The sequence below is a fragment of the Pseudoalteromonas sp. P1-25 genome (genome assembly GCF_001401805.1).
In the GTDB taxonomy this organism is placed as follows: domain Bacteria; phylum Pseudomonadota; class Gammaproteobacteria; order Enterobacterales; family Alteromonadaceae; genus Pseudoalteromonas.
In genome coordinates, this window is the sequence record NZ_LKDW01000038.1 from 1 (window position 1) to 24,890 (window position 24,890).

Consider the following 24,890-nt stretch of genomic DNA (forward strand, 5'->3'; position numbering starts at 1 on the left):
AAGTGGTGGAGGGAGCTGGATTCGAACCAGCGAAGGCTGAGCCGTCAGATTTACAGTCTGATCCCTTTGGCCGCTCGGGAACCCCTCCAATGCAACGGCGCTGATAATAGCAAACTGCGTATTTAAGTAAAGAAAAAAGCTAAAGAAATTTGAAATAAAGCCGATAAATATCTATCAGTTATCATAATCGGCTAAAGACTATGCAAATCGATGATTTGTTAATCACAGAGAGTCAGCTAAAGACCAGGCTAAATAAAAGTGTGCATGAAAATCGCAGAGGTGAATTCTCACTTTTATTAGCGATGCTATCGCATGATGCGCTGGATTTTAGTCAATTTCACTTGCCAAAAAGTGAGACGCATAGTGCTTATGTAGACGAAGAACAGTTAAGGGAGCGCTTTGGTGCTGGGCCAAAGCAATTATTAGCTCCCGAGAAATTTGATATGAGCATAGGGCAAGAGCACGCATCGATGATTGTTCAACAAGGTGAGCAAGCAGGTATGAAAGCAATAAAATTAAGTCACTGCTTAAACCCTGAGCCACTAGCGATTAGAGATGATAAGTCACATATTCCTTTAACAGTAATCGATAACTGTGAGCTATCAGTACGCAGGCGCATAAATGACACGCACACCGCGCTTGCAAGCCCACAAATGGATGCCGCCGCATTTTATGACGATTTAACTAATGAGGCTATACACAAACCATTACTTGTTGCTAACGTATAAAAATAATTTAACACTTGTGCGCTTTAAAAGCCTAAAACACCTTATATTTAATATTTGGTTATGCAATAAAATAGAACAATTCTTTTTTTGTTTAAAAAAAGCATCCACAAATTAAATGCAATTGCTATAATGGCTGCAAATGGTATGACTTGAGTGCCATTATCATTAAATCAAGGTAATTAGGAACGTAATGAAGAAAACATTCACGCTAAATCATGAGAAAATCAAATACCCTCGTATGGTTGATGCTGCAAAGCATGAAGTGAAAAAATATTTGAAAAGAGAGCGCAATAAAGCGCTACCTGTTGAAGCTGATTACTGGGCGTTTGACTGTAAGTTTGGCACAAGTGCCGATGATGCAGAAGTTGTTCACGTAGCTGAAATTAACAACAAGATCAGTGAAATCGAAAAACAGGCGCTTACTTCATTCTATGTTGAGATTTTAGCTAGACCTGCGCAGCGTGAATCGTTCGATTTAGATGATGATGAATAAAAACCCAATAGCAATATTGTAGAAAATGGACCTAAATGGTCCATTTTTTGTTTTAGCTAGTGGTTAAGTTCGTTATTGATACTACTTAAGTATATTACTTTATAAAGCGTGGCATTTTTTATATTTCTTAGCACTTCCGCAAGGGCAGGGGTCATTTCTATTAACTTTAATATCGGCTACCGGGTTAATAATACCCTCTAAATAACGCCATTCACCATCCTCTTTTATAAAGTCTGATTTCTCATCCAGTTCACAATATAAGTTTTGGTAAAAATAATACGCGTTAAAGGCAACAGAGCCTCGCTCATCACTTTGCTGCGTATCGCGTACAACTAATTTTACCAAGCGGCAGCTATTGGCAAAGTCAGCAATTTCATTTACTGGGTTTTGTGCTTGTTTTTCTTTAGCGTAAGTTTTAAATACATAAGATGCATTTTTTAATGCATAAGCACTAAAGCGCGAACGCATTAATTGCTCAGGTGTTTTTGGGGCTTTTATATCAAGATGATAAGGTTGGCAACAGTCGCCATAATTAAGCTGACTGTTGCATTTGCAGGCGCTGGTACTGGTTACACTCATAAAATACTAATTAACATAAATCAAAAATGTATTTTATCAAGCTTATTGAGTAAGTGATATTGCTGTAGTGTTGGTTTTTTTAGTCAAGCAAAATAGCTTAGCGCTTCTTTTATTTAAATTAAGCGATAAATTAACAAGCTGTTGCTCACTGACTATGCCGGTCCACGTAATAATGGCTGCAAAATTTCCATTATGGAGTGCGGAGTTAAGCACATACTCTAAATTTACTAAATGCTTTTGCCTTATCACAAGCAATTTGCTGGTATCAATAGAGCAGCTATCTAGTAAGGCTTTACTGGGCACATGGTCAGGCGCAATTAGTAAGGTCCACGCATTCGAGCTATTGTATTGATGCAACACTTTTAGCATCTCAAATGTTGCAGAAATTTCATCTTCTACTTTTATTAAGTTTACTAACTCATTTTCGTCATGTTGTTGGTAGCTTTTAACGTTTCTTACGGTAATTGGCTGTAGCATAGGTCTCACTCACTGGGTTTATATACAGTACATGTATACAGTAGTTTATACAGTTGTTGTGTGCAAGTGTTTTTTGTTATTTTTTATACAGTTGATGGCTTTAAAAAGTAAATAATAAAAATAAAACTTTAAAAACAGTGGCTTATGATTTATCTGTAAGAGTGAAAAACGAGGGTGCTTGCGTAACTGTATAAAGTGTAGCAGCGCTATACAGTACTTAAGAGGTAGCTATAAAGTTGTTTTAATGTGTTTTACAGTACTTAGCAATACAGTAGTTAGTCATTTTTGGGGATTAAGTGAGCATACTGTATTTGGTGTATTTGCTCAAACAAGCTGGCTGCGTAGCACTGAGCGTCTCTAAGACGTTTGGTGTCGATATATTTTCTTAAATCATCTAAAGCAGCGGTTGCCGGTTCATAGCCTTGGCTGCTGGCTAAGCTAAGCCATGCTGTTGCGTGAAATACACTTTTTGGTACGCCTTGGCCTTTGACAAAAAATAACCCTAAATAAAACTGGGCGCGATGATTTCCAGCCATTGCGGCAAGACGCATCCATTTAGCTGCCAATGGTGCTTGGTTATGTTTTAAATAATACAGTGCTTTATTAAGTGCTGTGTGCTCGCTTACATCACTATTGCTTTCAGCGCTTTGGTTTATAGGCTGAGTTACAAAGTCTAAAATGTTGTTTAATTGCTGCTCTAAGTCTTGTCCGCTAGGCTGAGTCTTATTCATACATTTTCTTTTATATAGTTTCTACGTCAACAGTTTAGTATATCGCAAGGTAAAATGTCCTGTTTATACTTAATTTTATGATAAAATCTCGTCACTTTTTACAACCACAAGTCTATTATGCTCGAAGCTCTATTTAAACTCCGCGAAAACAACTCCAATGTGCGACGCGAAAGCATTGCAGGAGTCACTACTTTCATCACTATGGTTTACATTGTATTTGTTAACCCTGCAATGCTTGCTGAAGCAGGCATGGATCAAGGTGCTGCATTTGTAGCCACTTGTATTGCAGCTGCTATTGGCTGTTTTATTATGGGGCTGTGGGCCAATTATCCTTTAGCACTTGCACCAGGTATGGGCCTTAACGCATTTTTTACTTATGGTGTAGTTTTAGGGATGGGTTATAGCTGGCAGGCTGCATTAGGTGCGGTATTTATGTCTGGTTGTATATTTTTAATATTAAGTTTGTTTAAGGTCCGCGAGTGGATAATTAATGCGATTCCTTTGGTTTTAAAACAAGCTATAGCAACAGGTATAGGCGCGTTTTTAGCGTTAATTGCACTAAAAAATGCAGGGATTATTGTTTCAAGCCCAGCAACATTAGTGCAGCTTGGTGATATCACTTCGGCGGGCCCTTTATTAGCTATATTAAGCTTTTTTGTTATTGCGGCTTTACTTTATCGCGATATAAAAAGTGGCGTACTTATTAGCATTTTGCTAGTAACAGGTATTGCGTTAAGCCTTGATTTAGTTCAGTACCACGGCGTAATTTCAATGCCACCGTCTATTTTACCTACGTTTATGCAACTTGATTTTGCAGCGGCTCTAGAACTGTCCATGTTAAGCGTAATTTTTGCGTTTTTGTTTGTTGACTTATTTGATACATCGGGGACGTTGGTTGCGGTAACTCAAAAAGCAGGCTTAGCCGATGAAAAAGGTAACATGCCGCGCTTAGGGCGTGCTTTAAGTGCAGATAGTACAGCGACCATTGCCGGCGCAATGTTGGGTACTTCAACAACCACTTCTTATATTGAGTCTGTGGCCGGTGTATCGGTTGGCGGGCGTACTGGCTTAACAGCCGTTGTTGTAGGTGTATGCTTTTTGCTAATGATGTTTTTTGCGCCGCTTGCGCAAATGGTACCAGCTTATGCAACAGCGGGTGCTATATTATACGTTGCGGTATTAATGCTGCAAAACCTTAAGTTTGTGAACTGGGATGATATGAGCGATGCAATTCCAGTAAGTGTTGTACTGCTTATGACGCCACTTACATTCTCTATTGCACATGGTATTGCGCTTGGTTTTATATCGTATACTGCGGTTAAGTTACTATGTGGTAAACGCGATCAAGTGAGTATTAGTGTGTGGATTTTAACGGCGCTGTTTATTATTAAGTTTGCGTTTTTATCATAATAGCTAATACCGATTCGCTGAATTAACAGATGTACTTAAGGGCGGGTAAATTATTATTTAGCGGCTATCACTCAGTGCCATTGCCTAGTTATACCGTGTATATCTCTTGCAGTGGTAAATGAGTGTTTATAACGGAGTGAGTGCTAGGTAGTGCCCTAAAGTACATTCGTATTTACCCATGGTAAAAACAGTTTAGTAGATACAAAAAAGCCCATACATTGTGTATGGGCTTTCTTTTAGTTATTTAAAATTACCATTTCTTTTTAGGGGCAAATAACACATCGAGGTCATCTTGCTCAGCTTCTGCTTTTTTCTTAAGGGCGGTGGCGTTTGACGCTTTTAGTTCAGTACTTATTTCTTCTAAATAGCCTTCGACTTCTTGGCGTTTAGTATTTACGTATTCATCTGAATAGGTAACGGCACTAAGCGTGGCATAGGCTTTCTCAAAATACTGTCTGGCAGAGCCCACCATACTTGCCGAACGAGCAGATAAACCGCGTTTTATTTGGCTTTCTATATTAATTCTCAGTTGTAGTTTTTCTAGACGCTTATCTTCTGCGGCAAATACTTGGCTATCTACGCGTCCTTTACTGTGCTCCGAACGCATAATTACTCTAAGCTTTTTTATACCCTGTATTAACGAAACTAATTGTTTGTCGTTACTTGGTAGCGATAAGTTGTCGTTGCTATTGCCTTGTACTGGCGCACTTAGCTTTTCTTTAGCTTCGTTCATCCTACTTTTTAATGCTTTAGAATTAGGTGAGTGTTTCACCATGGCGTTTAGCGCCTCGTAACATCTACGTTGCAAAGCGCGTATAACATTTTCAGAAAGCGGAATATTGGCGCTATTCATTAGCGCCTCTTCGGTTTCTTCGATTATCGCTTTTTGTTTTGTTAATTCTTTACGACGTTCAACTTCTTGTTTTTCTTTATGCTGTTGTACAGCGCTTACCCACAGTGCAATCACTATTAGCGCCACTATAAGCACAATTATAATCGAAACGATCATGGCTTAACTCTCGGATTCACAATCTATTTTTTTATATTACATCAAATATATGCTTTGAGGGTAGCTTTGCGCTGATTAACTTTAAAATATGTTAAAAATTAGATATAAGAATAATGTATTATAAGTTGAACCTGAATAAACATCGCTACCTGAAGCGAATTTATTATGCTAGCCTTAGCTTCTAAATAATGAAGGTATAAGTATGCATTTAGGCAAGTATTGTACAAATTAAATTTGTCTCTATAGCCTGCTACCTTCATGCTGGCCTAATAACAACGTTAAAACTGCAACCATGAAATTACAACAACTTAGATACATAGTAGAAGTTCAAAATCATAAGCTAAACGTATCAGCTACCGCTGAAAGTTTATTTACCTCACAGCCTGGTATATCTAAACAAGTGCGTATGCTAGAAGATGAGTTAGGTGTACAAATTTTCGGCCGCAGTGGTAAACATTTAACGCATGTTACAAGTGCCGGTGAAGAAATAATTAACATTTCTCGCGAAATTCTTTCTAAGGTCGAAGGAATAAAAGCCGTTGCTAATGAACATACCTTGCCTGATCAGGGTAAACTAAACATAGCCACTACACATACTCAGGCTCGTTACGCTTTACCCAGTGTTATCCAAGGGTTTATGAAAAAATACCCCGCTGTTTCGCTGCATATGCACCAAGGTACACCGCAACAAATATCTGATGCGGCAGCGCGCGGAGACGCTGACTTTGCCATCGCAACTGAGGCGCTTCATTTATACTCAGATTTAGTTATGCTGCCTTGTTATCATTGGAATCGCAGCATTGTAGTGGCAAAAGATCATCCATTAGCCCAAAAGGCCGACAGTTTAACTGTTGCTGATATAGCTCAGTATCCACTTATTACGTATGTATTTGGTTTTACTGGTCGCTCTGAACTCGACAAAGCATTTAATGCACATGGCCTTGAGCCACACATTGTGTTTACTGCAACAGATGCCGATGTAATAAAAACGTATGTAAGGTTGGGGCTAGGTGTAGGTGTAGTTGCCTCAATGGCCGTTGATCAATTAAGTGACACTGATTTAGTGTGTATTGATGCTAGTCATTTATTTGAAGCGAGTACAACTAAAATTGGCTTTAGAAAGGGCAGTTTTTTACGTACTTATATGTATGACTTTATTGAACGTTTTGCCCCGCATTTAACTAAAGAGCGAGTAGAGCGCGCTAGTTTGTTACGTAATCAAGAAGATGTTGATGCGTTGTTTGCAGACATAGAACTGCCGGTAAAATAGCAAAGCTTTATACAAAAAATAAAAAACCGCGTATTGCTACAATACGCGGTTTTTGTTTTTATACGCTTAACATTCAATAATGTTTACCGCTAATCCACCGCGTGCGGTTTCTTTGTATTTTGTTTTCATGTCGTTGCCAGTATCAAGCATGGTTTTAATGACTTTATCAAGCGACACCTTTTGCTCGCCACTGCCACGTATTGCTAGGCGCGAGGCATTAATTGCTTTAATGGCGCCCATGGCATTGCGCTCAATACACGGTACTTGTACCAATCCGCCTACAGGGTCGCAGGTTAGGCCTAAATTGTGTTCCATGCCTATTTCGGCGGCGTTTTCAACATGTACTACATTACCACCAACAATTTCGGTGAGTGCGGCGGCAGCCATTGAACAAGCCACACCCACTTCACCTTGGCAGCCTACTTCTGCACCCGAAATAGAGGCATTTTTTTTGTATAAAATACCAATAGCCGCTGCGGTTAATAAATAGCGCGTGGCTATGTCGCGGTCCACTTCTTTAATAAACGTGTGGTAGTACATTAATACGGCCGGTAATATACCCGCTGCGCCATTTGTAGGCGCGGTAACTACGCGACCCCCCGCGGCATTTTCTTCATTTACAGCAAGGGCAAATAAATCCACCCAATCCATTGCTCTAAGCGGGTCATTGCTTACTTCTACATTTAATTTTAAATATAAGCTAGGTGCACGGCGTTTAACTTTTAAACCACCTGGTAAAATGCCCTCGGTGCGCATGCCTCGCTCTATACAGGCTTTCATAACTTGCCAAATATTAAATAGCTCGTCTTTAATGTCGTCTTCTTTGCGCAGCGTTTTTTCGTTATGCATCATTAAGGTTGATACACTCAAGCCCGACTCTTTACATAGCTCTAGCAAATCTTTTGCGCTTTCGAATGGGTAAGGCGCAGGGTTTTGTTCACGTATATCAAGGGCTGCTTGTTTTTCGTTTTCAAATTCTTCATCGGTAACAATAAAGCCGCCGCCAATAGAATAGTACACTTTGCTATATACTTTTTCGCCATTGCTTGAGGCAATAATTTCCATTGCATTAGAATGCTTAGGTAAGGTTTTACGACGATGAAAAACAATAGCTCCTTGCTTAGGAAAGTTCGCTTTATGGGTTTGGTTTAGGTATATCACTTGCTCTTTTTCAATAGTAGCAAGAATATCGTCAACTAAATCAGCATCAATTGTTTCTGGATCGTATCCTGCAAGTCCTAATATTACGGCTTTACCGGAGCCATGGCCTACGCCGGTTTGACCCAGTGAGCCATAAAGCTCAACTTTTATATCGGTAACAGAAGTTAAAAGTTGTTGTTCTTGAAGGTCATTAACAAATAAGCGCGAGGCGCGCATTGGGCCAACGGTGTGTGACGACGATGGGCCAATACCAATGCTAAACATATCAAATGCACTGATCATATTATGGGTCTCTACTATATTTACTCAGCCCTGGAGCTGTTCTTTGAACGGTCGAGTATCATAACGTTAATTCTATATTATGTAACTATTTGCCAATAAGTTTTAAACTGGTAGGGCAAGCTGTTTTGTAAAGTTTTTTATAATGCTAGCCGTTGCTCCCCACAGTAATCCGTGCGGTGTACTAAACCCTTGCAAGTTGATGTTTTTGCCAAATCGCTGAAAAGGAATGGGCTGCCAATTGGCCTCGTTTGAAAGCGCAGTAAGCGACAGTAAAAAGCTAGCTTGCACTTCATTATAATCATTCTCCCATACTGTGTGTTTATCAAGTAAACCCACAAATGGGCTAATGCTAAAGCCCGTTAGGGTAGAGTATTGCGGCAGCTGACCGAGCACTGTGACATGACTTGGCGCTATATTAAGCTCTTCATGTAGTTCTCGAAGCGCTGTGGTACGCAGGTGTTTATCGCTTTGCTCAAACTTACCGCCGGGTAAACAAATTTCCCCAGGGTGGTGATGTAAATAAGTAGGGCGTTTGCACAATAAAATATGCGCGTGGTTATCAACATCAATAATAGGCAGCATAACCGCACTGGCACGCTTTTTACGGGTATCTTTTATTTGATTTGGCGCGGCAGTAGGGCTTAGCTGAAACCGCGCCATAATATGTTCACTATTCAAAGCGTTCTACTGTTTTAATAAAGGAAGTATTTTATTCACTTTATCGTATGTTTCTTGGTATTCCAATTCGACTTTAGAATCAGCGACAATACCCCCGCCGGCCCAGCAATAAATATGCTCGTTATGACAAACCAATGTACGGATTGTAATACTGGTGTCCATATTACCGCATGCGCTTAAATACCCTATAGAGCCACAGTAAATACTCCGTCTATGAGGCTCTAGCTCTTCAATTATTTCCATTGCTCTAATTTTCGGTGCACCGGTGATTGACCCTCCGGGAAAGGCAGCTTCAAGTTGATCAACACACGTTTTATCCTCATCGAGCTCGGCCGTGACAGTGCTCACTAAGTGATGAACAGCCGGAAAGCTCTCAATAGCAAACAGTGAGGGCACCTTTACAGAGCCAGGCTTTGCCACTTTGCCTAAATCGTTACGCAGTAAATCAACAATCATTACGTTTTCTGCGCGGTCTTTGGTTGAGTTTTCAAGGGCCCTGGCTTGTTGTTGGTCTGCGATGGCATCGGCCATACGTGGCAAAGTGCCTTTGATAGGTTTTGTTTCAACTATGTTGTCGTGAACTGCAATAAAGCGCTCGGGCGATATTGATAAAATGGCACCACCTGGGTGGTTTATGAAGCTAGAGAACGGCGCTTTATTTGCTACACGTAATATTTTATAGGCTTGGAAAGGATCGCCTTTAAAGCTAGCACTAAAGCGTTGCGCGAGGTTGATTTGATAGCAATCACCACTTTTTAAATAATCTTGTATTTGCGCAAATTTATCAGCGTATTCATGTTCGCTCATATTTGATTGCCAATCACTGGTGAGCGAAAAGTGTGCAGGAGCTATATCGTTTGTTAAATATTGCTGGTAAAGCGCTAAACGATTCACCTTTGGTTGAGAAACGTAAAACCAGCTTTGCTGGCGTTTATCAAATATTAGCGCATCTAAATAAAAACCAATGGCCATTTGTGGCAATGCTATATCGTGTTTTGCCGTGCTTGGCATGTGCTCAATAATACGGCCTAAGTCGTAACCAAAATAACCAAGCCAGCCGCCATTAAAGGGCAGATTATTAGCGGCTTTTTGCGCGCTAAGTTTACTTAGCTCATCGTTCATTATTGTAAAGGGATTACGTGAGTCAAGTTGTTGATTAAATACGCTTTGATTGTTATTGACTTCTAAAATAGCGTGGGGCTCTATCGCAATAATATCGTAGCGACTATTTATGTGCTCGCTATTGGCTGAGTCTAGTAATACGGCATAGGGTAAATGCGCAAAATGCGCGAAAACATCAATGCAGTTTTGTGTTATGGCTAATTTTACACAATTTTTTTCATTGTTTAGCATTTACTGCCCCTTTAAGAACTGGCTCGAAACGGGCTGGGAGGGTATCATAAGTCAAATTTTTTTGGCAGCGTTTAGTATCAAATCTACGTTGTAATTAAAACAGTGCAAACCACCGTCACCGGTTTGGTATAGATTACGCTTAAGCGTAACGCTAACTTAAGGAACCACTATGAGTACAATCCGTCAGCAAGACTTTATTGATAGCATTGAAGATGCGTTGCAATATATTTCTTTTTATCACCCTCTTGATTTTGTTCAAGCGCTAGAAAAAGCCTATAACAAAGAACAAAGCAAGGCTGCAAAAGATGCAATCGCGCAAATTTTAATTAACTCGCGTATGTCGGCTGAAGGCAAGCGTCCATTGTGTCAAGACACGGGTATTATTACCTGTTTTGTAAAAGTAGGGATGGATGTAAAGTGGGATAAAACAGATTTAACTGTACAACAAATGGTTGATGAAGGCACACGTCGCGCATATTTAAACCCAGATAATCCACTACGCGCTTCTATTGTAGCTGACCCTGCAGGCACACGTAAAAACACCAAAGACAATACCCCATCAGTTGTTCATATTGACTTAGTGCTAGGTAGCGAAGTAGAAGTAATGGTTGCAGCGAAAGGCGGCGGCTCAGAGAACAAAAGTAAAATGGTTATGCTAAACCCATCAGACGACGTCGCTGCGTGGGTAGAAAAAACGCTACCAACGATGGGCGCAGGCTGGTGTCCGCCTGGCATGCTAGGTATAGGTATTGGTGGCACCGCCGAAAAAGCAGCAGTAATGGCCAAAGAGTCGTTAATGGACCCTGTTGATATTCATGAGCTAATGGAGCGCGGTGCACAAACAACAGAAGAAAAATTACGTTTAGAAATTTTTGAACGTGCTAACAAGCTAGGTATTGGTGCACAAGGTTTAGGTGGTTTAACAACGGTTGTTGATATTAAAGTAAAAACTGCACCTACACATGCGGCATCAAAACCTGTAGTGATGATCCCTAACTGCGCTGCTACGCGCCACGTACACTTTACATTAGATGGATCAGGCCCTGCAGATTTAAAAGCGCCTAAGCTAGAAGACTGGCCGGAAGTCACCTTTGAAGTAGGTGAAGGAACGCGTCGTGTTAATTTAGACACGCTAACTAAAGAAGATACTCGCGAGTGGAAAATGGGTGAAACTATTTTACTCTCAGGTACTATTTTAACAGGCCGTGACGCTGCCCATAAACGCTTACAAGATATGATCAATTCAGGTGAAGGTTTACCTGAAGGCGTAGACTTCGATAATAAGTTTATTTATTACGTTGGCCCAGTTGATGCTGTAGGTGATGAAGCCGTAGGCCCTGCTGGCCCTACAACAGCAACACGTATGGATAAATTTACCGATATGATGCTAGAAAAAACCGGCATTGTAGGCATGATAGGTAAAGCTGAGCGTGGTCCTGCTACAGTTGAGTCGATTAAAGAGCATAAATCGGTTTATTTAATGGCTGTAGGTGGTGCGGCATATTTAGTATCTAAAGCAATTAAAAAAGCACGTGTGGTTGCCTTTGAAGATTTAGGAATGGAAGCAATCTACGAATTTGAAGTAGAAGATATGCCAGTTACAGTTGCTGTAGATAGCGAAGGTGCAAATGCACACACACAAGGCCCTGCGATTTGGAAAGCTAAAATTGAAGAGCTAGACGGTAAGCTTAAATAAAGGTTTGCGTAATCTAATAACAAAGCGAGCTTAGGCTCGCTTTTTTTGTATTCTTTAATAAACACACTAAAAAAAGCGCAAATCTCCTCTTTAAATAAACACCTCAGACCAGTTACGGTAAATCTGATTTTTTCTTCATAAACCTATACACTGTGCGCCTTTGCTGGGAGGGGAGCTGTGTAATACAAGGTTTACACTTGGCGTTACCTTTACGTTCACGTAAGTGTGAGCGCACTTTTGAACGGCGGTGTTAGTTTTAAATTTAACTTATATGCCTTTTGTTGGATTTTATATCCATGTTTATACGATATATAGGTTTATTAATTCATACGGCTCACTTTTTAAGGGTTTAACTTGTCATTGTGTGGCCCCCTTAAAAATGAAGTGGTAAAGTTTCGTCAATTTCCAGCGCTCATCCCTCTCACGGGTAAACTATTTTGGAGTAATAACAGTGGCTGTGTTTAATCAAGCTGAATTTGATAACCACGAACAAGTGGTTTTTTGTTCTGACGAAGCGTCAGGTTTAAAAGCAATTATTGCCGTGCACAATACTAACCTTGGCCCTGCAGTTGGCGGTTGTAGAATGTGGGATTATGCAAAAGATGAAGACGCAGTATACGATGTGCTGCGCTTATCTAAGGGCATGACCTATAAAAATGCAGTCGCACGTTTGCCATTTGGTGGTGGTAAATCAGTAATTATTGGTGATGCAAAAAAAATTAAGTCTGAGCAGTTATTCCGTGCTTTTGGCCGCCAATTAGAGCGATTAAATGGCAGTTACTATTCAGCAGAAGATGTGAACATTACCTGTGATGATGTTGCATTAATGAATAAAGAAACAAACTATGTACTGGGCCTCGAAGGGAAAAGCGGAAACCCGTCACCTTTTACAGCATATGGTACTTTTTTAGGAATTAAAGCAGCGTTACAGCATCAGCGAGGTCATCAAGATTTTTCGGGTATTAAAGTGGCTGTGCAAGGCTTAGGTGCTGTAGCCTATGGTTTATGTAAACACCTAGCTGAGGCCGGTGCGCAACTATTTGTAACTGATATAAATCAAGATTCAGTAGAGCGTGTAGTTAATGACTTTGGTGCAACATCGGTAGGTATTGATGAAATTTACGATCTTGATGTTGATGTGTACGCACCTTGTGCGCTTGGCGCAACGGTTAACGATGAAACTATACCACGCCTTAAAGCAACGATTATTGCAGGTTGTGCAAATAATCAATTAGCACAATCTCGCCACGGTGAATTACTTCGCGAAAAAGGTATTTTGTATGCACCCGATTACGTTATTAACGCTGGTGGCATTATTAATGTGTATTACGAAACTGCACCTCAAGGCTACAGTGAAGCGGCGTCTAATAAACATGTTGAAGGCATATACGATACGCTTACTGAAATTTTTGCGCGTAGTGAAAAAGAGCAAAAATCAACGCATTTGATAGCCGATGAGTTAGCGCAAGAGATTATTAAAAACGGTCTTTAATTTAGCTCTATTATTTTTAAAAAGGCGTACTTTGGTACGCCTTTTTTGTTTATACTTTATGGCGTTACCTTTAACCGTATGGATAATATGACTAATACAAACGCCTTAATGGAGCCAATTAATTTTGATACTTGGCCTCGCAAGCAACACTTTGAATTGTTTAAAAACTTCACCCAGCCATATTTTAATGTGTGTGTAACACTTAACGCCAAGCCTTTATTTGAATATTGTAAACAAAATAAACTGTCTTTTTTTCAAGCATATGTGCATGCCACACTAACAGCATGCCACGCCTATAACCCGATCATGCTAAGGATTATCAATGAGCGTCCATGGCGCTTAAAGCAAGTTAGAGCCAGTGTGGTAGAGCTTGCCAGTGATGATTCGTTTATATTTAGTTATTTTAATTATTCGTCTTGCTTTGAAGCTTTTTCTCAACACGCGACTACTATAAGTGCTAATGCTAAATCTCAACCGTTATTTTCTCAGGCATTCAATCAAACCGAAGGGCAAGCTGATTTGATACATATTTCAGTGCTGCCATGGCTGAACTTTAGCAGTTTTTCGCATGCTTTTAGTGAAGGGAAATGTTTAGGCATTCCTAAGTTTGTGTTTGGTCAATATAACAAAACCACGGGACTAATGCCGTTTTCGATTGATGTGCATCATTCTTTAATGGACGGTTTACACGTCGCCGCGTTTATAAGCGTATTACAAGATAATATTAACAACTTTTGTAAAGATTAATTAAATTTAGTTAATGCAATGTGTTTATTCGCTATGGTAGTATTTTTAATTAAATAAGTGGGTATAAGTTAATTTGTAACGATTAGCTGATACGTTTAAAAGGTGTGTTTAGCACGTATTATTTGTTGTTGACGCTATTGTTTAGTTTAAATTAAAGCGCTTGTTAGCGCTTAAACAAAGCATAGTGTACTCACCCCGTGCGTATAGGGATTTTAGCACTTTGTTGGATGTACAGTTTAGATGTGACCAGTGCCGAGTAAATTCTTTCCCGCTACGCTTAAATAACGTTAAAACGCTTACACAAGTAAAAGAATAACTAAGGCAGTTGATGATGAGACAATTAAGCATTATATGTTCTTTTTTCGTCATGTTTTTATGTGAAGCTCAAGAGCAAACGCGCTTACCGTTGAGCGATTATTTTTCTGAAACATGGAATACTCGCTCAGGACTGCCGCATAACAGTATTAATAGTGTTACTCAAACTCAAGATGGTTACTTATGGGTTGCTACCTGGGAAGGTTTAGCACGCTTTAATGGCCAAGAGTTTACAATACTAACCCGTGCCCATATAAATAATTTACCCGATTCAGGTTTAAGGGCCTTAACACCAACACAAAGCGGTGGGCTATATATAGCGGGCTCGCGAGGTGGGATTAGTTTATATCAACATAGGCAGTGGGACACGCAGCGCTCAGCGTCTACCATGGTTAATCATTTAATCGAAAGTGCTGATAAAAGCCTATGGTTAGCCCTTGAAAACGATGGGGTTTTTTATCGTGAGCACAACAGCGATACTGACCTTGCGATAATTAAAAACGTGAGTGCTTATCGCGTTATAGAAGACAGCGACGGGGTTATTTGGGCTGCAACTAGTGCGGGCCTTTATAAAATAGATAATAAAATACCCACCTTAATGACGCCTCACTTTGGTTTACCCAATGCGCCCGTATACAATTTATTAATTACCCGAGGCGGCTCGCTGATAGTGGGAAGCGAAAAAGGCGCTTGGATCAAAATAAATTCGCAGTTTCGGCCTATACATGAACAGCTTGCAAATGAATCAATTTCTAGTTTACTAGAGGATAACCATGGTGATTTATGGTTCGGCACAATTAATAAAGGGGTATTTAGGTTATCACCTGACGGTGTCGAGCAATTAGATGCCAAAAATGGACTGCCAGCCAACCGAATTTTGTCTTTGTTACAAGATAGAGAAAATAGCATTTGGATTGGCACAAACGCGGGATTGTTTCGTCTGCGTGAGTCGCCGTTTTCATCGTGGACCCATAAGAGAGGCTTAGCGGGGGATTATACCCGTACAGTGCTTTCTCACTCTGATGGTAGTTTATGGGTTGGGGGCAGCTCGGGCTTAAACATAATCAAAAACAATCGGGCTATTTTGGTCTCAGGCTCTAAACAAAGCAATCCTTACTCTATACTCAGTTTACACGAAGCACCCGATGGGAGTGTATGGGCTGGCACCTATACCTCAGGTGTTTTAAAAGTAGTCAATAATACCTTTACCCCATTCATTAGTCGTAGTACGGGCCTTGGAAGTAACGAAGTAAGAGCGTTATTATTTGATTCTAAAAACCGTTTGTGGATAGGCTCGGCCATGGGGCTTACGCGCATAAATGAAGATGGCAGCTTAGAGCAATTTACAAATAAAAAAGAGTTACCAAGCGGGTTTATACTCACGCTTAGTGAAGATAACGCAGGTAATATCTGGGTAGGCACCGGCAATGGGGTGGTGGTATTTGATATTGTTAGTGAACACTTTACAACGGTTGAATTTCCGCGTGAGTTTTCTGCTAAATATGCGTTTGGGTTTTATATTGATGATACTTATACCTGGATGGCTACAGATAGAGGCTTAGTACGCTATGAGCTAAAAAGCGGGAAAATGGCAATGCTTGGCTTAGAGCAAGGTTTACCTATCGATAAACTATTTCAAGTGGTGCCGCATAATGGTTCATTTTGGCTCTCGAGCAATCGCGGGATCATTCAAATCGATAAAAATCATATACAACAAATTCTTGATGCTCCTGCGAACGCTAAAACACCTGTGCTTAACTATCAACTGTATGATGAAGGCGATGGTATGTTAAGTGCGCAGGCTAATGGCGGCTCAACGCCTTCGGCTGTAACGCATCACGATGGGAGTATTTGGTTTGCAACTGCTAAGGGGGTAAGTACTGTAAAACCTGCTCGCTTAAAAGCATCAACGCAAATTGCACTGCCGACCATTATTGAAAATATTTTTGTAGATGGTAAGCCTATTGCACTTCCGCTTGAAGGTGAGTCGGTCTTTTTACCGCCGGGGGTTTCTCGTTTATCGTTTCATTATGCAGGGCTGAGCTTTATTATGCCGCAGCGATTAAACTTTCAAACCCAATTAAAAGGGTTTAACGATAAATGGGTTAATCGCCAACATATGACCGGTGCTGAGTACACCAATTTACCTCCAGGTGAGTATACCTTTATGGTACGCGCAAGTTACCCTAACGCACATTGGCAAGATAATCAGCAAGCTGTAAATATTGTAATTCAATCATTTTTTTGGCAAAAACCGCAATTTAAGTTTGCAATATTTGTACTTTTTTTAATGGTTATTTTTGCCATATACAAATACCGTTTATATCACTATAAAAAAATAGAAATAGAGCTGACTAATCGCGTAGAAAAACAAACGCAAGACCTACAAACGCAAGCCAATGCGTTTGCGTACCAAGCAACGCACGACCAACTTACCGATATGCCTAACAGGCGTGCTTTTGATAGCTGGCTTGCCCATAACTTTGCCACTTACAAACAGCAAAACCGACCTTTAGCCATAGCCATACTGGATATTGATCACTTTAAGCGAATTAACGATAACTGGTCGCATATAGTTGGCGACAAAGTGATTTGTACTATTGCAGATCTGCTTAAAGATGGCTGCCAAGAAAACCAGCATATAGCACGATGGGGCGGTGAAGAGTTTACCATTGTTTTTGCAGATAAAACCGCCGGCGAAGCAAAAATGATATGTGAAGCACTGCGCGAGAGCATTGCTCAACATGACTTTTCGGCCATTGGTGAGGGGTTAAGTGTAACAGCGAGTTTTGGTTTGTCTGACTCAACCAATGTGGGTGATTACGACCGTCTTTTATCGCGAGCAGATCAAGCCTTATACAAAGCTAAAAATAGCGGACGAAATTGCACAGAAATTATCTGATTGAAAATGAGTGCAGGCGCACATATTAATAAGAGACTAACTTATTTTGGATGTCCCCATGATAAACGGGCTACTCATTTTTGCTTTGGCTATTTTTGTTGTAATTTATTGGCGCTGGCAGGCACTACAAAACTGGCTTTGGAATAAAAAATATAAAAACGCGGTTTTAAACTCTCAACAAAAAGAAATACTCCTTCGTTGCATGCCTATCTATAAAAAGATGACGGACAACGACAGAGCCAAGCTTGAGCGCCACATAATATGGTTTTTAAGCGAAAAGCGCTTTTTAGGCCGAGACGGACTAAAGCTAACCCCCGCCATGAAGCTGATAGTTGCTGCCGATGCCTGTGTGTTAGTGCTTAATAAACCTTGGCCACTTTATAAAAACGTAAAAGAAATTTTACTCTACCCTAGTGCGTATTACGCGCCGCAATCTACACGAGATAGTGCTGGGCTGGTTAGTTACCACAACGCTGTGCGCTTAGGTGAGTCGTGGCCTGGTGGCACATTAGTGCTGAGTTGGCACGATGTACTAGAAGGTAACCGCTTACCAAGCGATGGTCATAATTTAGTGTTTCATGAATTTGCCCACCAGTTAGATCAAGAAACCGGAAAAACCACTGGCACTCCATTACTAAAAACCCCCAATGCTTACAAAGAGTGGGCCCGTGTGTTTAGCCGTGCTTTTGTACAGTTAAAAAGTCATGTTGCTTATAACATGCCCCATGTTATTCATAGTTATGGGGCAACCAACGAGGCTGAGTTTTTTGCTGTACTCACAGAGACCTTTTTAGAAAAGCCAGCGCAGCTTAGACAACACGACCCTGAAATTTATAGAATGCTGGTGGATTACTACCAATTTGACCCTATAGTTTGGCATTAATTTTTGGTGCTTGGTCTGATAACGCTGGCAAGTTAGCGCTGTTTTTGTTGCAATCGTGTTAGAGAGTTTAACTGCAATAATAACAAGCGAGAAATGCATGAAAAAAATGCTTCACACTGCACTGGCTTTATCAGTCGCCCTAGCAATAGGTCAGCCGTACGCAAACGAAGATCAAGAAAAGTGGCAGGTAGACTCACCAAAAGGTGAGTTTTTAGATGCAACCATTAGTACCGAGCAAGGCACATGGATGAACATTGATGTTAGTCCTGATGGCAACACGCTAGTGTTTGACTTACTTGGCGACATTTACACTATGCCTATAAGCGGAGGTGAAGCAACTAAACTCACCTCAGATATTGCTTGGCAAATGCAACCTCGCTTTAGCCCAGATGGTAAATATATTGCGTTTACCTCAGATCAAGGCGGTGGTGATAATATTTGGGTTATGGATGTTGATGGAAGCAATCAACATGCTGTGACTGACGAAACCTTTAGACTTTTAAACAGCCCCGCATGGAGTCCTGATGGCGATTACCTTGTCGCACGTAAACACTTTACCGCTAGTCGCTCACTAGGGGCTGGAGAAGTGTGGCTTTATCACAAAGCCGGTGGTAAAGGTGTTCAGCTTACTAAACGCGAGAACGACCAAAAAGACTTAGGTGAGCCAATGTTCTCGCCAGATGGGCGCTATGTTTACTTTTCTCATGATGCAACGCCTGGTAAAACCTTTCACTACTCTAAAGATTCTGTTGCCGGTATTTATAAAATTAAGCGCTTTGACCGACAAACCGGCGACATTGAAACAATTATTGAAGGAATGGGCGGTGCAATAAGACCGACTCCTTCACCTGATGGTAAAAAGCTCGCCTATATAAGACGTGATGATTTTCAAACCAGCTTGTACCTATACGACCTAACCAGTGGCGAGCACACTAAGCTCTACGACAAGCTTGAACGCGATATGCAAGAAACCTGGGCTATTCATGGAGTGTACCCGACAATTGCTTGGACCCCAGATAACGAAGAGCTTGTGTTTTGGGCTGGCGGTACAATTCATAAATTAGCCGTTGATGATAAAACAGTCGCCCCAATTGACTTTAAAGTACAAACCACTAAAAAGATTCAAAAGGCAGTACGCTTTACACAAGATTTAGATACCGATGAGTTTGACGTAAAAATGTTGCGTAACGTACAGGTTAGCCCCGATGGCGAAACCGCTATTTTTGAAGCATTAGGGTATATTTATAAACGCGATTTAGACTCAGGTAAAATTAAGCGCTTAACTAAACAAACCGATCATTATGAGCTGTTCCCGCAGTACTCCCGCGACGGTAAAAAGATTGTTTACACCACTTGGAATGACAGTAAGCAAGGCACTGTGCGTGTGGTCTCTGCGCGCAGTGGTCGTGGTGATACTATTACAACGCAACCGGGTAAGTATGTAGAGCCTACGTTTAGCCCTGACGGCAAAACAATCGTTTATCGTAAAGCCACCGGCGGAAGTATTTTAAATCCTAAGTGGTCGCTTAACCCGGGCGTTTATAAAGTAAGTGCAAAAGGGGGAGAGAGCGAGCTTATTTCTAAAAGTGGTTATCAACCTCAGTTTGGTAGTACCAATGACCGTGTATTTATCATGAGCCCGTGGCCTAAGCCTACCTTAAGTGTTGTGGAGCTTGAGAGTAAAAAGATACGCAAGCTTTATGAGTCGGAGCATGCCACTGAATTTCGAGTTTCACCAGATGGTAAATACTTAGCGTTTGCAGAGCGTTTTAAAGTATTTGTTACCCCGCTGGTGCAAAGCGGTTCACCTATTAAAATAAGCCCTAAAGATAATCAGTTTCCTATTGAGCAGCTGTCTGTACGTGCGGGTGAAAACATAAGCTGGAGTGCTAATAGTAATAAGCTGTACTGGAGCTTAGGCCCCGAGCTATACCATGCAAGCCTTGATGGCATGTTTGCTATAAACAATGCAGGCAAGGCCGACTTTAAAGTTAAAAGTGGCGAAAACATTAGCTTTAGTAAAAAAATGGCCGAGCCAAAAGGTATGATTGCTTTAAAAGGTGCAAACATTATTACCATGAATGGCGAACAGGTCATTGAAAACGGCGTTATAATTACCGATGGTAAACACATTAAATCGATTGGCAAAGTGGGTGAGGTTACTATTCCTAAAGATGCCGATGTTATTGATGTTACAGGTAAAACAATTATGCCTGGGATTGTTGATGCGCACGCACATGGCTCTCAGGCAAGTGATGAAATAATCCCACAGCAAAACTGGAAAAACTTCGCAGGTTTAGCGCTCGGTGTTACCACAATTCATGACCCATCAAACGATACATCAGAGATATTTACTGCCAGTGAAATGCAAAAGGCCGGTATGATTGTTGGGCCACGAATTTTCTCTACCGGCACTATTTTATATGGAGCAAATATGCCTGGTTACACCTCGCACATTGACTCCTTAGACGATGCTAAATTTCATTTAGAGCGCCTTAAAAAGGTTGGAGCCTTTAGTGTTAAATCGTATAACCAGCCGCGCCGCGAGCAACGCCAACAAGTTATTGAAGCAGGGCGAGAGCTTGAAATGATGATAGTGCCAGAGGGCGGCTCACTGTTACAACATAATTTAAGCATGGTTGTTGATGGGCATACGGGCATTGAGCACTCAATTCCGGTTGAGAATATTTACGATGATATAAAACAATTATGGTCGCAAAGTGATGTAGGTTACACACCAACGCTTGTTGTCGCCTATGGCGGAATTTGGGGGGAAAACTACTGGTATGACAAAACCGATGTGTGGAATCATCCGCGTTTAAGTAAGTTTGTGCCTAAAAATCAATTATTACCGCGTTCAATGCGCCGAGTAAAAGCGCCCGATCATCACTATAACCACTTTAATAACGCCCGTGTTGCTAAAGAGCTGCAAGATTTAGGTGTACTGGTAAATTTAGGTGCGCATGGGCAACGTGAGGGCTTAGGTGCCCACTGGGAAATGTGGATGTTTGCTCAAGGCGGTATGAGTTCACTTGAAGCAATTAGAGCCTCTACGCTTGACCCTGCTAAATACTTAGGGCTTGATAAAAATATAGGCTCGTTAGAAGTCGGTAAGCTTGCCGATTTAATAGTTATTGATGGCGATCCGCTGAAAAATATTCGCGATTCAGATAAAGTCGATTATACCATGATCAATGGGCGCTTATTTGATGCAAGCACAATGAACGAAGTGGGTAAAAAGCCGCGAAAGCCACTTTATTTTGAAAAGCTATAATTGTAATACACATTTAAAAAGCGGCTATTAGCCGCTTTTTTTAGCTCAAAATAAGTTATTTAATAAAGCGAATTGATAGAAGGTGATAAACAGGCATAAAAAAACCGCTTAACGCGGCTTTTTTATCAATCACATGTGTTTAAACAACACCGCGCGGTAAGCGACAGTCGTGATCTTTACTTGCAAGCTCAACAATCCAAAGCTCTTCAGCTGTGTAGCCGTCTTCGCTTTGTGTTACCACAGTAAACGGTGCCGTTTTTTGTGCTTTAACAGGCGCAGCCGCTTTAGTTTTAGTTTTTTTCGCAGGCGCTTTTTGCTCAGCTTGTGCAGGCGATGTGCCAGCGCTTAGTTCTTTCGTTAGCTCTGCTACATCAGCTAGGCGTAAGTTTTTGCCACCATCGATGCTGTACCAGCCTGGTTTTGTAGTAATTTCAGGTTTTTTACCATTGGCAGCTTCATATGCAGCTTCAAAGGCAGATAAAACTTCTGTTTTGTCTAGTTTGCTCATCAGAGACCCTATACGTTGTGAACACAGATAAAGAAGCCGTATTTATACCTATTTTCCAACTGTTTTTCAATTTTTTGCGATTTTCCTTCCATTTTAGCCCCATAAACGCCAAAATTTGCACAAAATTCAGTGCTAAGTAAGGTAATAAGTATGCAACGTAGAGAATTTAACCAACTATTAAACGACATTTTAGAACCTCACACAATTAAAGATTTTTGCCCTAATGGGTTGCAAATCGAAGGTAAAAACGAAATCAAAACGATTGTTACGGGAGTGACTTCAAGCCAAGCACTCATTGATGCAGCGATAGAAAAAAAAGCCGATGCGATTTTAGTTCACCATGGTTATTTTTGGAAAGGTGAATCGCAGCCTATTATCGGCATGAAAAAACGCCGTATAGGTGCCTTATTAGCGCACGATATTAATTTATTTGCTTATCACTTACCGCTTGATATTCACCCTGTTATAGGTAACAACGCCCAGCTGGCTAATTTGCTCGATATCGAAATAGAGACAGGGCTTGAACCCGTTACAAATAGCGTTGCTATGAAAGGACGGTTAAAAACTCCGCTTACAGGTAGCGAGTTTGCAAATAAAATAGCTAAAGTTTTAAACCGTGAACCATTACGTAGTGTTGTACGCGATGAAAAAATTAACACCATTGCGCTGTGTACAGGAGGCGGGCAAGGTTATATCGATTTAGCAGCAGAGCAGGGAGTTGATGCATACCTAACGGGTGAAGCATCAGAACAAACGATTCATAGCTCGCGAGAGCAAAATATAGACTTTTTTGCAGCAGGGCATCATGCAACCGAACGGTACGGAATTAAAGCGCTTGGTGAGCTACTTGCTAAAGAGCATGGTTTTGATGTGAGTTTTATAGATATAGATAACCCAGTATAAGTGTATATACTCTACAGCGCCTCTGGGTTTATCCAGCGGCGCACACTTATCCAAGCATTCCCAATCACTTCATGGGCATATTGCGTTACTACACGTAATGCCTCAGCATTTGGTATAAATTGTTTATACAAAGGTAAAGCCGCAAAATTGTGATAATCCGTAGCGGCAGGAATAACCTTAACACCTTGGGCATTAAACAAGTTTTTTGCGCGCGGCATGTGTAGCACAGACGTAACTAGTGCAACTTTAAAATCAACGAGTTTAGGGGCGAGTAGCTTGGCTTCGGCAGCGGTATCCATTGCTTGCGGGTTTTGTTTTATGCGGCTTTTGCTTATTCCTAAATCTATTGCTACTTGGCTCATTAACGCGCTATTTGTTACTTTGTTGTAGCCACCGCCAGACACGATAAGCGTTGCATTAGGGTATTTTTTTGCAAGCTTGACGCCTTCTACCAAGCGAGTAAGCGCACAATTTCCTAACTGATTATTAGCGCTTAAAGCAGGGTTTGGGTTTATATCGCACCCCAGCACAACAATCTTATCAAGGCTTGGGTGTTTTAGTGCATTAAATGCCAGTGATACGAGCTCATTGTGTTTAATAAGTTGATGCGCAGCAAACGGTGTACTTAACACTATAAGCGTTAATATACTCAAACTTGCGAGCACTAAAGCAGGCTTACGTCCACGAAACGCTAAAACTAGCATTACAAACGTAAGTAAACCAAATAGCGGGAGTGGCATAATTAAGCCACCTAATAATTTTTTTAATTCAAACATAACAAGCAACATAAAACCCAATAGGCCTTATGTTACTTATTCGTTTATGATTTATCGACCGTTATTTTGCTTACAGGTATTTAAAAAATGGCGATAAACGGGGTTGTCTTTCATGTCTTTTTTCATTGCTAGGTACATAGGGCGGGTTAGGCCTAGTGCTCCAAGCGGGATTGATTTAATTAAACCTTGGCTTTCGTAAGGAGTTACCAACCAATCAGGCAACGCTGCTACACCCATTCCTGCACTCACAAGCTGAAAAATTAATAAGCCTTGGTCTACATTTTTTAAGGTACCGTCAAAGCGGGCATTTTGAATAAAGTGTTTAAATATATCTTGTCGCTCGCGCGGAATAGGGTACGAAATGATGGTTTCGTTTTTTAAATCAAGCGCCGTTACATATGCTTTTTTAGCTAGGTCGTGATCAGGGGCGACAATAAGCTTTAATTTAAAATCAAATAAGTGAGCGTATTCAAGCTTATCAGGCTCGCGTATATCTGAAGTTAATACTAAGTCGAGCTCATCATTGAGTAAATCTGGTATAGCGTCGTAGCTAAAGCCGCGTTCGTAGTCAATTTTGATGTCTGGCCAAAAATTATTAAATTCTTTAATTGTTGGAAGCAGCCAATGAAAACACGCATGGCATTCAACACTTAAGCGTAGTTGAGAAATTGGTTGATTCAGGCTTTCTTTTAAGCGGCACTTCGTGGCTTCTACTTTTGGCAAAACGTCGTTAGCAAGTTCAAGTAAAAGCATTCCTTGAGGTGTAAAGCGCACAGGCTGCGTTTTTCTTTCAAATAATTGGCAGTCTAATTTGTTTTCTAAGTCTTTAATTTGATGAGATAAAGCTGATTGCGTTAAAAATAATTCGCGGGCTGTATTAACTAACGATCCGGTGTCTTTTAATGTCGCAATAGTTTTAAGGTGTTTTATATCAATCATCTTTAATAATTCTCAAGGGAAAAGTGAGTTTGGCTCAGATTGACTACATACTACGCCTTTACAAAAAACGTTTCAACGTCTAGATGGCTAAAATAATCCATTAATTACTAAAGTACACCCTTAAAGTTAAATTAATTAATGTGAGCACTTTACTTGCTACTGGTTTGATGAGTTTGCCATGAGTTTAGCTCAAGTTGTTTTGTAGGTTATGTAGCTGCGGTGTAAAGCAGCGTTATGGACAGGGGTATTTAATAAATGGCACAGGTTTTTAAGCGGGATAAGTA

21 protein-coding genes and 1 tRNA gene are annotated in these 24,890 nt (G+C 40.7%); 11 read left to right on the forward strand and 11 right to left on the reverse strand.

The genetic code is table 11. From position 1 onward, the window contains the following. Nucleotides 1–3: 3 nt before the first annotated feature. A tRNA-Tyr gene (locus tag AN393_RS17420) sits at nucleotides 4–88 on the reverse strand. Nucleotides 89–200: 112 nt separating this feature from the next. Here AN393_RS17420 and AN393_RS17425 point away from each other — a divergent pair. Both AN393_RS17425 and AN393_RS17430 read left to right on the forward strand, forming a co-directional pair. Next, nucleotides 201–728: a VC2046/SO_2500 family protein gene (locus AN393_RS17425; protein WP_055016566.1), complete on the forward strand. Its 528-nt coding sequence runs from the start codon at nucleotides 201–203 to the stop codon at nucleotides 726–728. Between the two features lie 190 nt (nucleotides 729–918). Continuing rightward, nucleotides 919–1,221: a DUF6172 family protein gene (locus AN393_RS17430; RefSeq protein WP_055016567.1), complete on the forward strand. Its 303-nt coding sequence runs from the start codon at nucleotides 919–921 to the stop codon at nucleotides 1,219–1,221. A 99-nt stretch (nucleotides 1,222–1,320) separates the two neighbouring features. Here the strand turns inward: AN393_RS17430 and AN393_RS17435 are convergent, their stop codons facing one another. The 3 genes from AN393_RS17435 to AN393_RS17445 all read right to left on the reverse strand — a co-directional run bounded on the left by AN393_RS17435 (nucleotide 1,321) and on the right by AN393_RS17445 (nucleotide 3,008). Beyond that, nucleotides 1,321–1,800, reverse strand: a complete 480-nt coding sequence (locus tag AN393_RS17435; protein WP_055018754.1) for a YchJ family protein — start codon at nucleotides 1,798–1,800, stop codon at nucleotides 1,321–1,323. 42 nt (nucleotides 1,801–1,842) lie between these two features. Then, the gene (locus AN393_RS17440; protein WP_055018755.1) at nucleotides 1,843–2,277 is read right to left on the reverse strand and encodes a SulA-like leucine-rich domain-containing protein; all 435 of its coding nucleotides are present in this window, start codon (nucleotides 2,275–2,277) and stop codon (nucleotides 1,843–1,845) included. A gap of 275 nt (nucleotides 2,278–2,552) precedes the next feature. Continuing rightward, a complete protein-coding gene (locus tag AN393_RS17445) occupies nucleotides 2,553–3,008 on the reverse strand; it encodes a tetratricopeptide repeat protein (RefSeq protein ID WP_055016570.1) in 456 nt (151 codons plus the stop codon). A 117-nt stretch (nucleotides 3,009–3,125) separates the two neighbouring features. Between AN393_RS17445 and AN393_RS17450 the strand changes: the two genes are divergently transcribed. Beyond that, complete coding sequence (locus AN393_RS17450; protein ID WP_055016571.1) at nucleotides 3,126–4,418, forward strand: NCS2 family permease; 1,293 nt, start codon at nucleotides 3,126–3,128, stop codon at nucleotides 4,416–4,418. A 250-nt stretch (nucleotides 4,419–4,668) separates the two neighbouring features. Here AN393_RS17450 and AN393_RS17455 read toward each other — a convergent pair whose 3' ends face one another. Further along, the gene (locus tag AN393_RS17455) at nucleotides 4,669–5,427 is read right to left on the reverse strand and encodes a hypothetical protein (RefSeq protein ID WP_055016572.1); all 759 of its coding nucleotides are present in this window, start codon (nucleotides 5,425–5,427) and stop codon (nucleotides 4,669–4,671) included. Between the two features lie 292 nt (nucleotides 5,428–5,719). On the opposite strand from AN393_RS17455, the gene cysB reads away from it, so the two are divergent. Further along, entirely contained in the window at nucleotides 5,720–6,697 is a 978-nt protein-coding gene (cysB, locus tag AN393_RS17460) for an HTH-type transcriptional regulator CysB (protein ID WP_055016573.1), read from the forward strand. 66 nt (nucleotides 6,698–6,763) lie between these two features. Here cysB and AN393_RS17465 read toward each other — a convergent pair whose 3' ends face one another. The 3 genes from AN393_RS17465 to pabB all read right to left on the reverse strand — a co-directional run bounded on the left by AN393_RS17465 (nucleotide 6,764) and on the right by pabB (nucleotide 10,171). Then, nucleotides 6,764–8,140: an L-serine ammonia-lyase gene (locus tag AN393_RS17465; protein ID WP_055018756.1), complete on the reverse strand. Its 1,377-nt coding sequence runs from the start codon at nucleotides 8,138–8,140 to the stop codon at nucleotides 6,764–6,766. Between the two features lie 102 nt (nucleotides 8,141–8,242). Continuing rightward, nucleotides 8,243–8,818: a CoA pyrophosphatase gene (locus AN393_RS17470; RefSeq protein WP_055016575.1), complete on the reverse strand. Its 576-nt coding sequence runs from the start codon at nucleotides 8,816–8,818 to the stop codon at nucleotides 8,243–8,245. A gap of 6 nt (nucleotides 8,819–8,824) precedes the next feature. Continuing rightward, nucleotides 8,825–10,171 (reverse strand): aminodeoxychorismate synthase component I, encoded by a 1,347-nt coding sequence (gene pabB, locus AN393_RS17475; RefSeq protein ID WP_055018757.1) that lies wholly within the window; start codon nucleotides 10,169–10,171, stop codon nucleotides 8,825–8,827. Nucleotides 10,172–10,340: 169 nt separating this feature from the next. Here pabB and AN393_RS17480 point away from each other — a divergent pair, with 169 nt between their 5' ends. The 6 genes from AN393_RS17480 to AN393_RS17505 all read left to right on the forward strand — a co-directional run bounded on the left by AN393_RS17480 (nucleotide 10,341) and on the right by AN393_RS17505 (nucleotide 21,480). Continuing rightward, nucleotides 10,341–11,867: a fumarate hydratase gene (locus AN393_RS17480; protein WP_055018758.1), complete on the forward strand. Its 1,527-nt coding sequence runs from the start codon at nucleotides 10,341–10,343 to the stop codon at nucleotides 11,865–11,867. A gap of 451 nt (nucleotides 11,868–12,318) precedes the next feature. Continuing rightward, a complete protein-coding gene (locus tag AN393_RS17485) occupies nucleotides 12,319–13,359 on the forward strand; it encodes a Glu/Leu/Phe/Val dehydrogenase (RefSeq protein ID WP_055018759.1) in 1,041 nt (346 codons plus the stop codon). Nucleotides 13,360–13,467: 108 nt separating this feature from the next. Next, nucleotides 13,468–14,106 carry a CatA-like O-acetyltransferase gene (locus AN393_RS17490; protein WP_082422788.1) on the forward strand — a complete coding sequence of 213 codons (639 nt, stop codon included), beginning with the start codon at nucleotides 13,468–13,470 and terminating at the stop codon, nucleotides 14,104–14,106. A 328-nt stretch (nucleotides 14,107–14,434) separates the two neighbouring features. Further along, nucleotides 14,435–17,323, forward strand: coding sequence for a ligand-binding sensor domain-containing diguanylate cyclase (locus AN393_RS17495; protein ID WP_327077736.1), 2,889 nt, complete (start codon nucleotides 14,435–14,437; stop codon nucleotides 17,321–17,323). A 58-nt stretch (nucleotides 17,324–17,381) separates the two neighbouring features. After that, nucleotides 17,382–18,206 carry a M90 family metallopeptidase gene (locus AN393_RS17500; protein ID WP_055018760.1) on the forward strand — a complete coding sequence of 275 codons (825 nt, stop codon included), beginning with the start codon at nucleotides 17,382–17,384 and terminating at the stop codon, nucleotides 18,204–18,206. A gap of 97 nt (nucleotides 18,207–18,303) precedes the next feature. Continuing rightward, nucleotides 18,304–21,480: an amidohydrolase family protein gene (locus AN393_RS17505; protein ID WP_055018761.1), complete on the forward strand. Its 3,177-nt coding sequence runs from the start codon at nucleotides 18,304–18,306 to the stop codon at nucleotides 21,478–21,480. Nucleotides 21,481–21,619: 139 nt separating this feature from the next. Here the strand turns inward: AN393_RS17505 and AN393_RS17510 are convergent, their stop codons facing one another. Further along, nucleotides 21,620–21,988, reverse strand: a complete 369-nt coding sequence (locus AN393_RS17510; protein WP_055018762.1) for a hypothetical protein — start codon at nucleotides 21,986–21,988, stop codon at nucleotides 21,620–21,622. A 150-nt stretch (nucleotides 21,989–22,138) separates the two neighbouring features. On the opposite strand from AN393_RS17510, the gene AN393_RS17515 reads away from it, so the two are divergent. After that, complete coding sequence (locus tag AN393_RS17515) at nucleotides 22,139–22,891, forward strand: Nif3-like dinuclear metal center hexameric protein (RefSeq protein ID WP_055018763.1); 753 nt, start codon at nucleotides 22,139–22,141, stop codon at nucleotides 22,889–22,891. An 11-nt stretch (nucleotides 22,892–22,902) separates the two neighbouring features. Here AN393_RS17515 and AN393_RS17520 read toward each other — a convergent pair whose 3' ends face one another. Both AN393_RS17520 and AN393_RS17525 read right to left on the reverse strand, forming a co-directional pair. After that, nucleotides 22,903–23,679 carry a YdcF family protein gene (locus tag AN393_RS17520; protein WP_082422787.1) on the reverse strand — a complete coding sequence of 259 codons (777 nt, stop codon included), beginning with the start codon at nucleotides 23,677–23,679 and terminating at the stop codon, nucleotides 22,903–22,905. 39 nt (nucleotides 23,680–23,718) lie between these two features. Next, on the reverse strand, nucleotides 23,719–24,606 hold the full coding sequence (locus AN393_RS17525) for a LysR substrate-binding domain-containing protein (RefSeq protein ID WP_055016584.1): 888 nt from the start codon (nucleotides 24,604–24,606) through the stop codon (nucleotides 23,719–23,721). Nucleotides 24,607–24,890 lie beyond the last annotated feature (284 nt).

What these genes read in the sequence shown, in the direction of transcription:
- AN393_RS17425 (WP_055016566.1), top strand. Translation starts at nt 201, where the DNA reads ATGCAAATCGATGATTTGTTAATCACAGAGAGTCAGCTAAAGACCAGG.
- AN393_RS17430 (WP_055016567.1), top strand. Translation starts at nt 919, where the DNA reads ATGAAGAAAACATTCACGCTAAATCATGAGAAAATCAAATACCCTCGT.
- AN393_RS17435 (WP_055018754.1), bottom strand. Translation starts at nt 1,800, where the DNA reads ATGAGTGTAACCAGTACCAGCGCCTGCAAATGCAACAGTCAGCTTAAT.
- AN393_RS17440 (WP_055018755.1), bottom strand. Translation starts at nt 2,277, where the DNA reads ATGCTACAGCCAATTACCGTAAGAAACGTTAAAAGCTACCAACAACAT.
- AN393_RS17445 (WP_055016570.1), bottom strand. Translation starts at nt 3,008, where the DNA reads ATGAATAAGACTCAGCCTAGCGGACAAGACTTAGAGCAGCAATTAAAC.
- AN393_RS17450 (WP_055016571.1), top strand. Translation starts at nt 3,126, where the DNA reads ATGCTCGAAGCTCTATTTAAACTCCGCGAAAACAACTCCAATGTGCGA.
- AN393_RS17455 (WP_055016572.1), bottom strand. Translation starts at nt 5,427, where the DNA reads ATGATCGTTTCGATTATAATTGTGCTTATAGTGGCGCTAATAGTGATT.
- cysB (WP_055016573.1), top strand. Translation starts at nt 5,720, where the DNA reads ATGAAATTACAACAACTTAGATACATAGTAGAAGTTCAAAATCATAAG.
- AN393_RS17465 (WP_055018756.1), bottom strand. Translation starts at nt 8,140, where the DNA reads ATGATCAGTGCATTTGATATGTTTAGCATTGGTATTGGCCCATCGTCG.
- pabB (WP_055018757.1), bottom strand. Translation starts at nt 10,171, where the DNA reads ATGCTAAACAATGAAAAAAATTGTGTAAAATTAGCCATAACACAAAAC.
- AN393_RS17480 (WP_055018758.1), top strand. Translation starts at nt 10,341, where the DNA reads ATGAGTACAATCCGTCAGCAAGACTTTATTGATAGCATTGAAGATGCG.
- AN393_RS17490 (WP_082422788.1), top strand. Translation starts at nt 13,468, where the DNA reads ATGGAGCCAATTAATTTTGATACTTGGCCTCGCAAGCAACACTTTGAA.
- AN393_RS17495 (WP_327077736.1), top strand. Translation starts at nt 14,435, where the DNA reads ATGATGAGACAATTAAGCATTATATGTTCTTTTTTCGTCATGTTTTTA.
- AN393_RS17500 (WP_055018760.1), top strand. Translation starts at nt 17,382, where the DNA reads ATGATAAACGGGCTACTCATTTTTGCTTTGGCTATTTTTGTTGTAATT.
- AN393_RS17505 (WP_055018761.1), top strand. Translation starts at nt 18,304, where the DNA reads ATGAAAAAAATGCTTCACACTGCACTGGCTTTATCAGTCGCCCTAGCA.
- AN393_RS17510 (WP_055018762.1), bottom strand. Translation starts at nt 21,988, where the DNA reads ATGAGCAAACTAGACAAAACAGAAGTTTTATCTGCCTTTGAAGCTGCA.
- AN393_RS17515 (WP_055018763.1), top strand. Translation starts at nt 22,139, where the DNA reads ATGCAACGTAGAGAATTTAACCAACTATTAAACGACATTTTAGAACCT.
- AN393_RS17520 (WP_082422787.1), bottom strand. Translation starts at nt 23,679, where the DNA reads ATGTTGCTTGTTATGTTTGAATTAAAAAAATTATTAGGTGGCTTAATT.
- AN393_RS17525 (WP_055016584.1), bottom strand. Translation starts at nt 24,606, where the DNA reads ATGATTGATATAAAACACCTTAAAACTATTGCGACATTAAAAGACACC.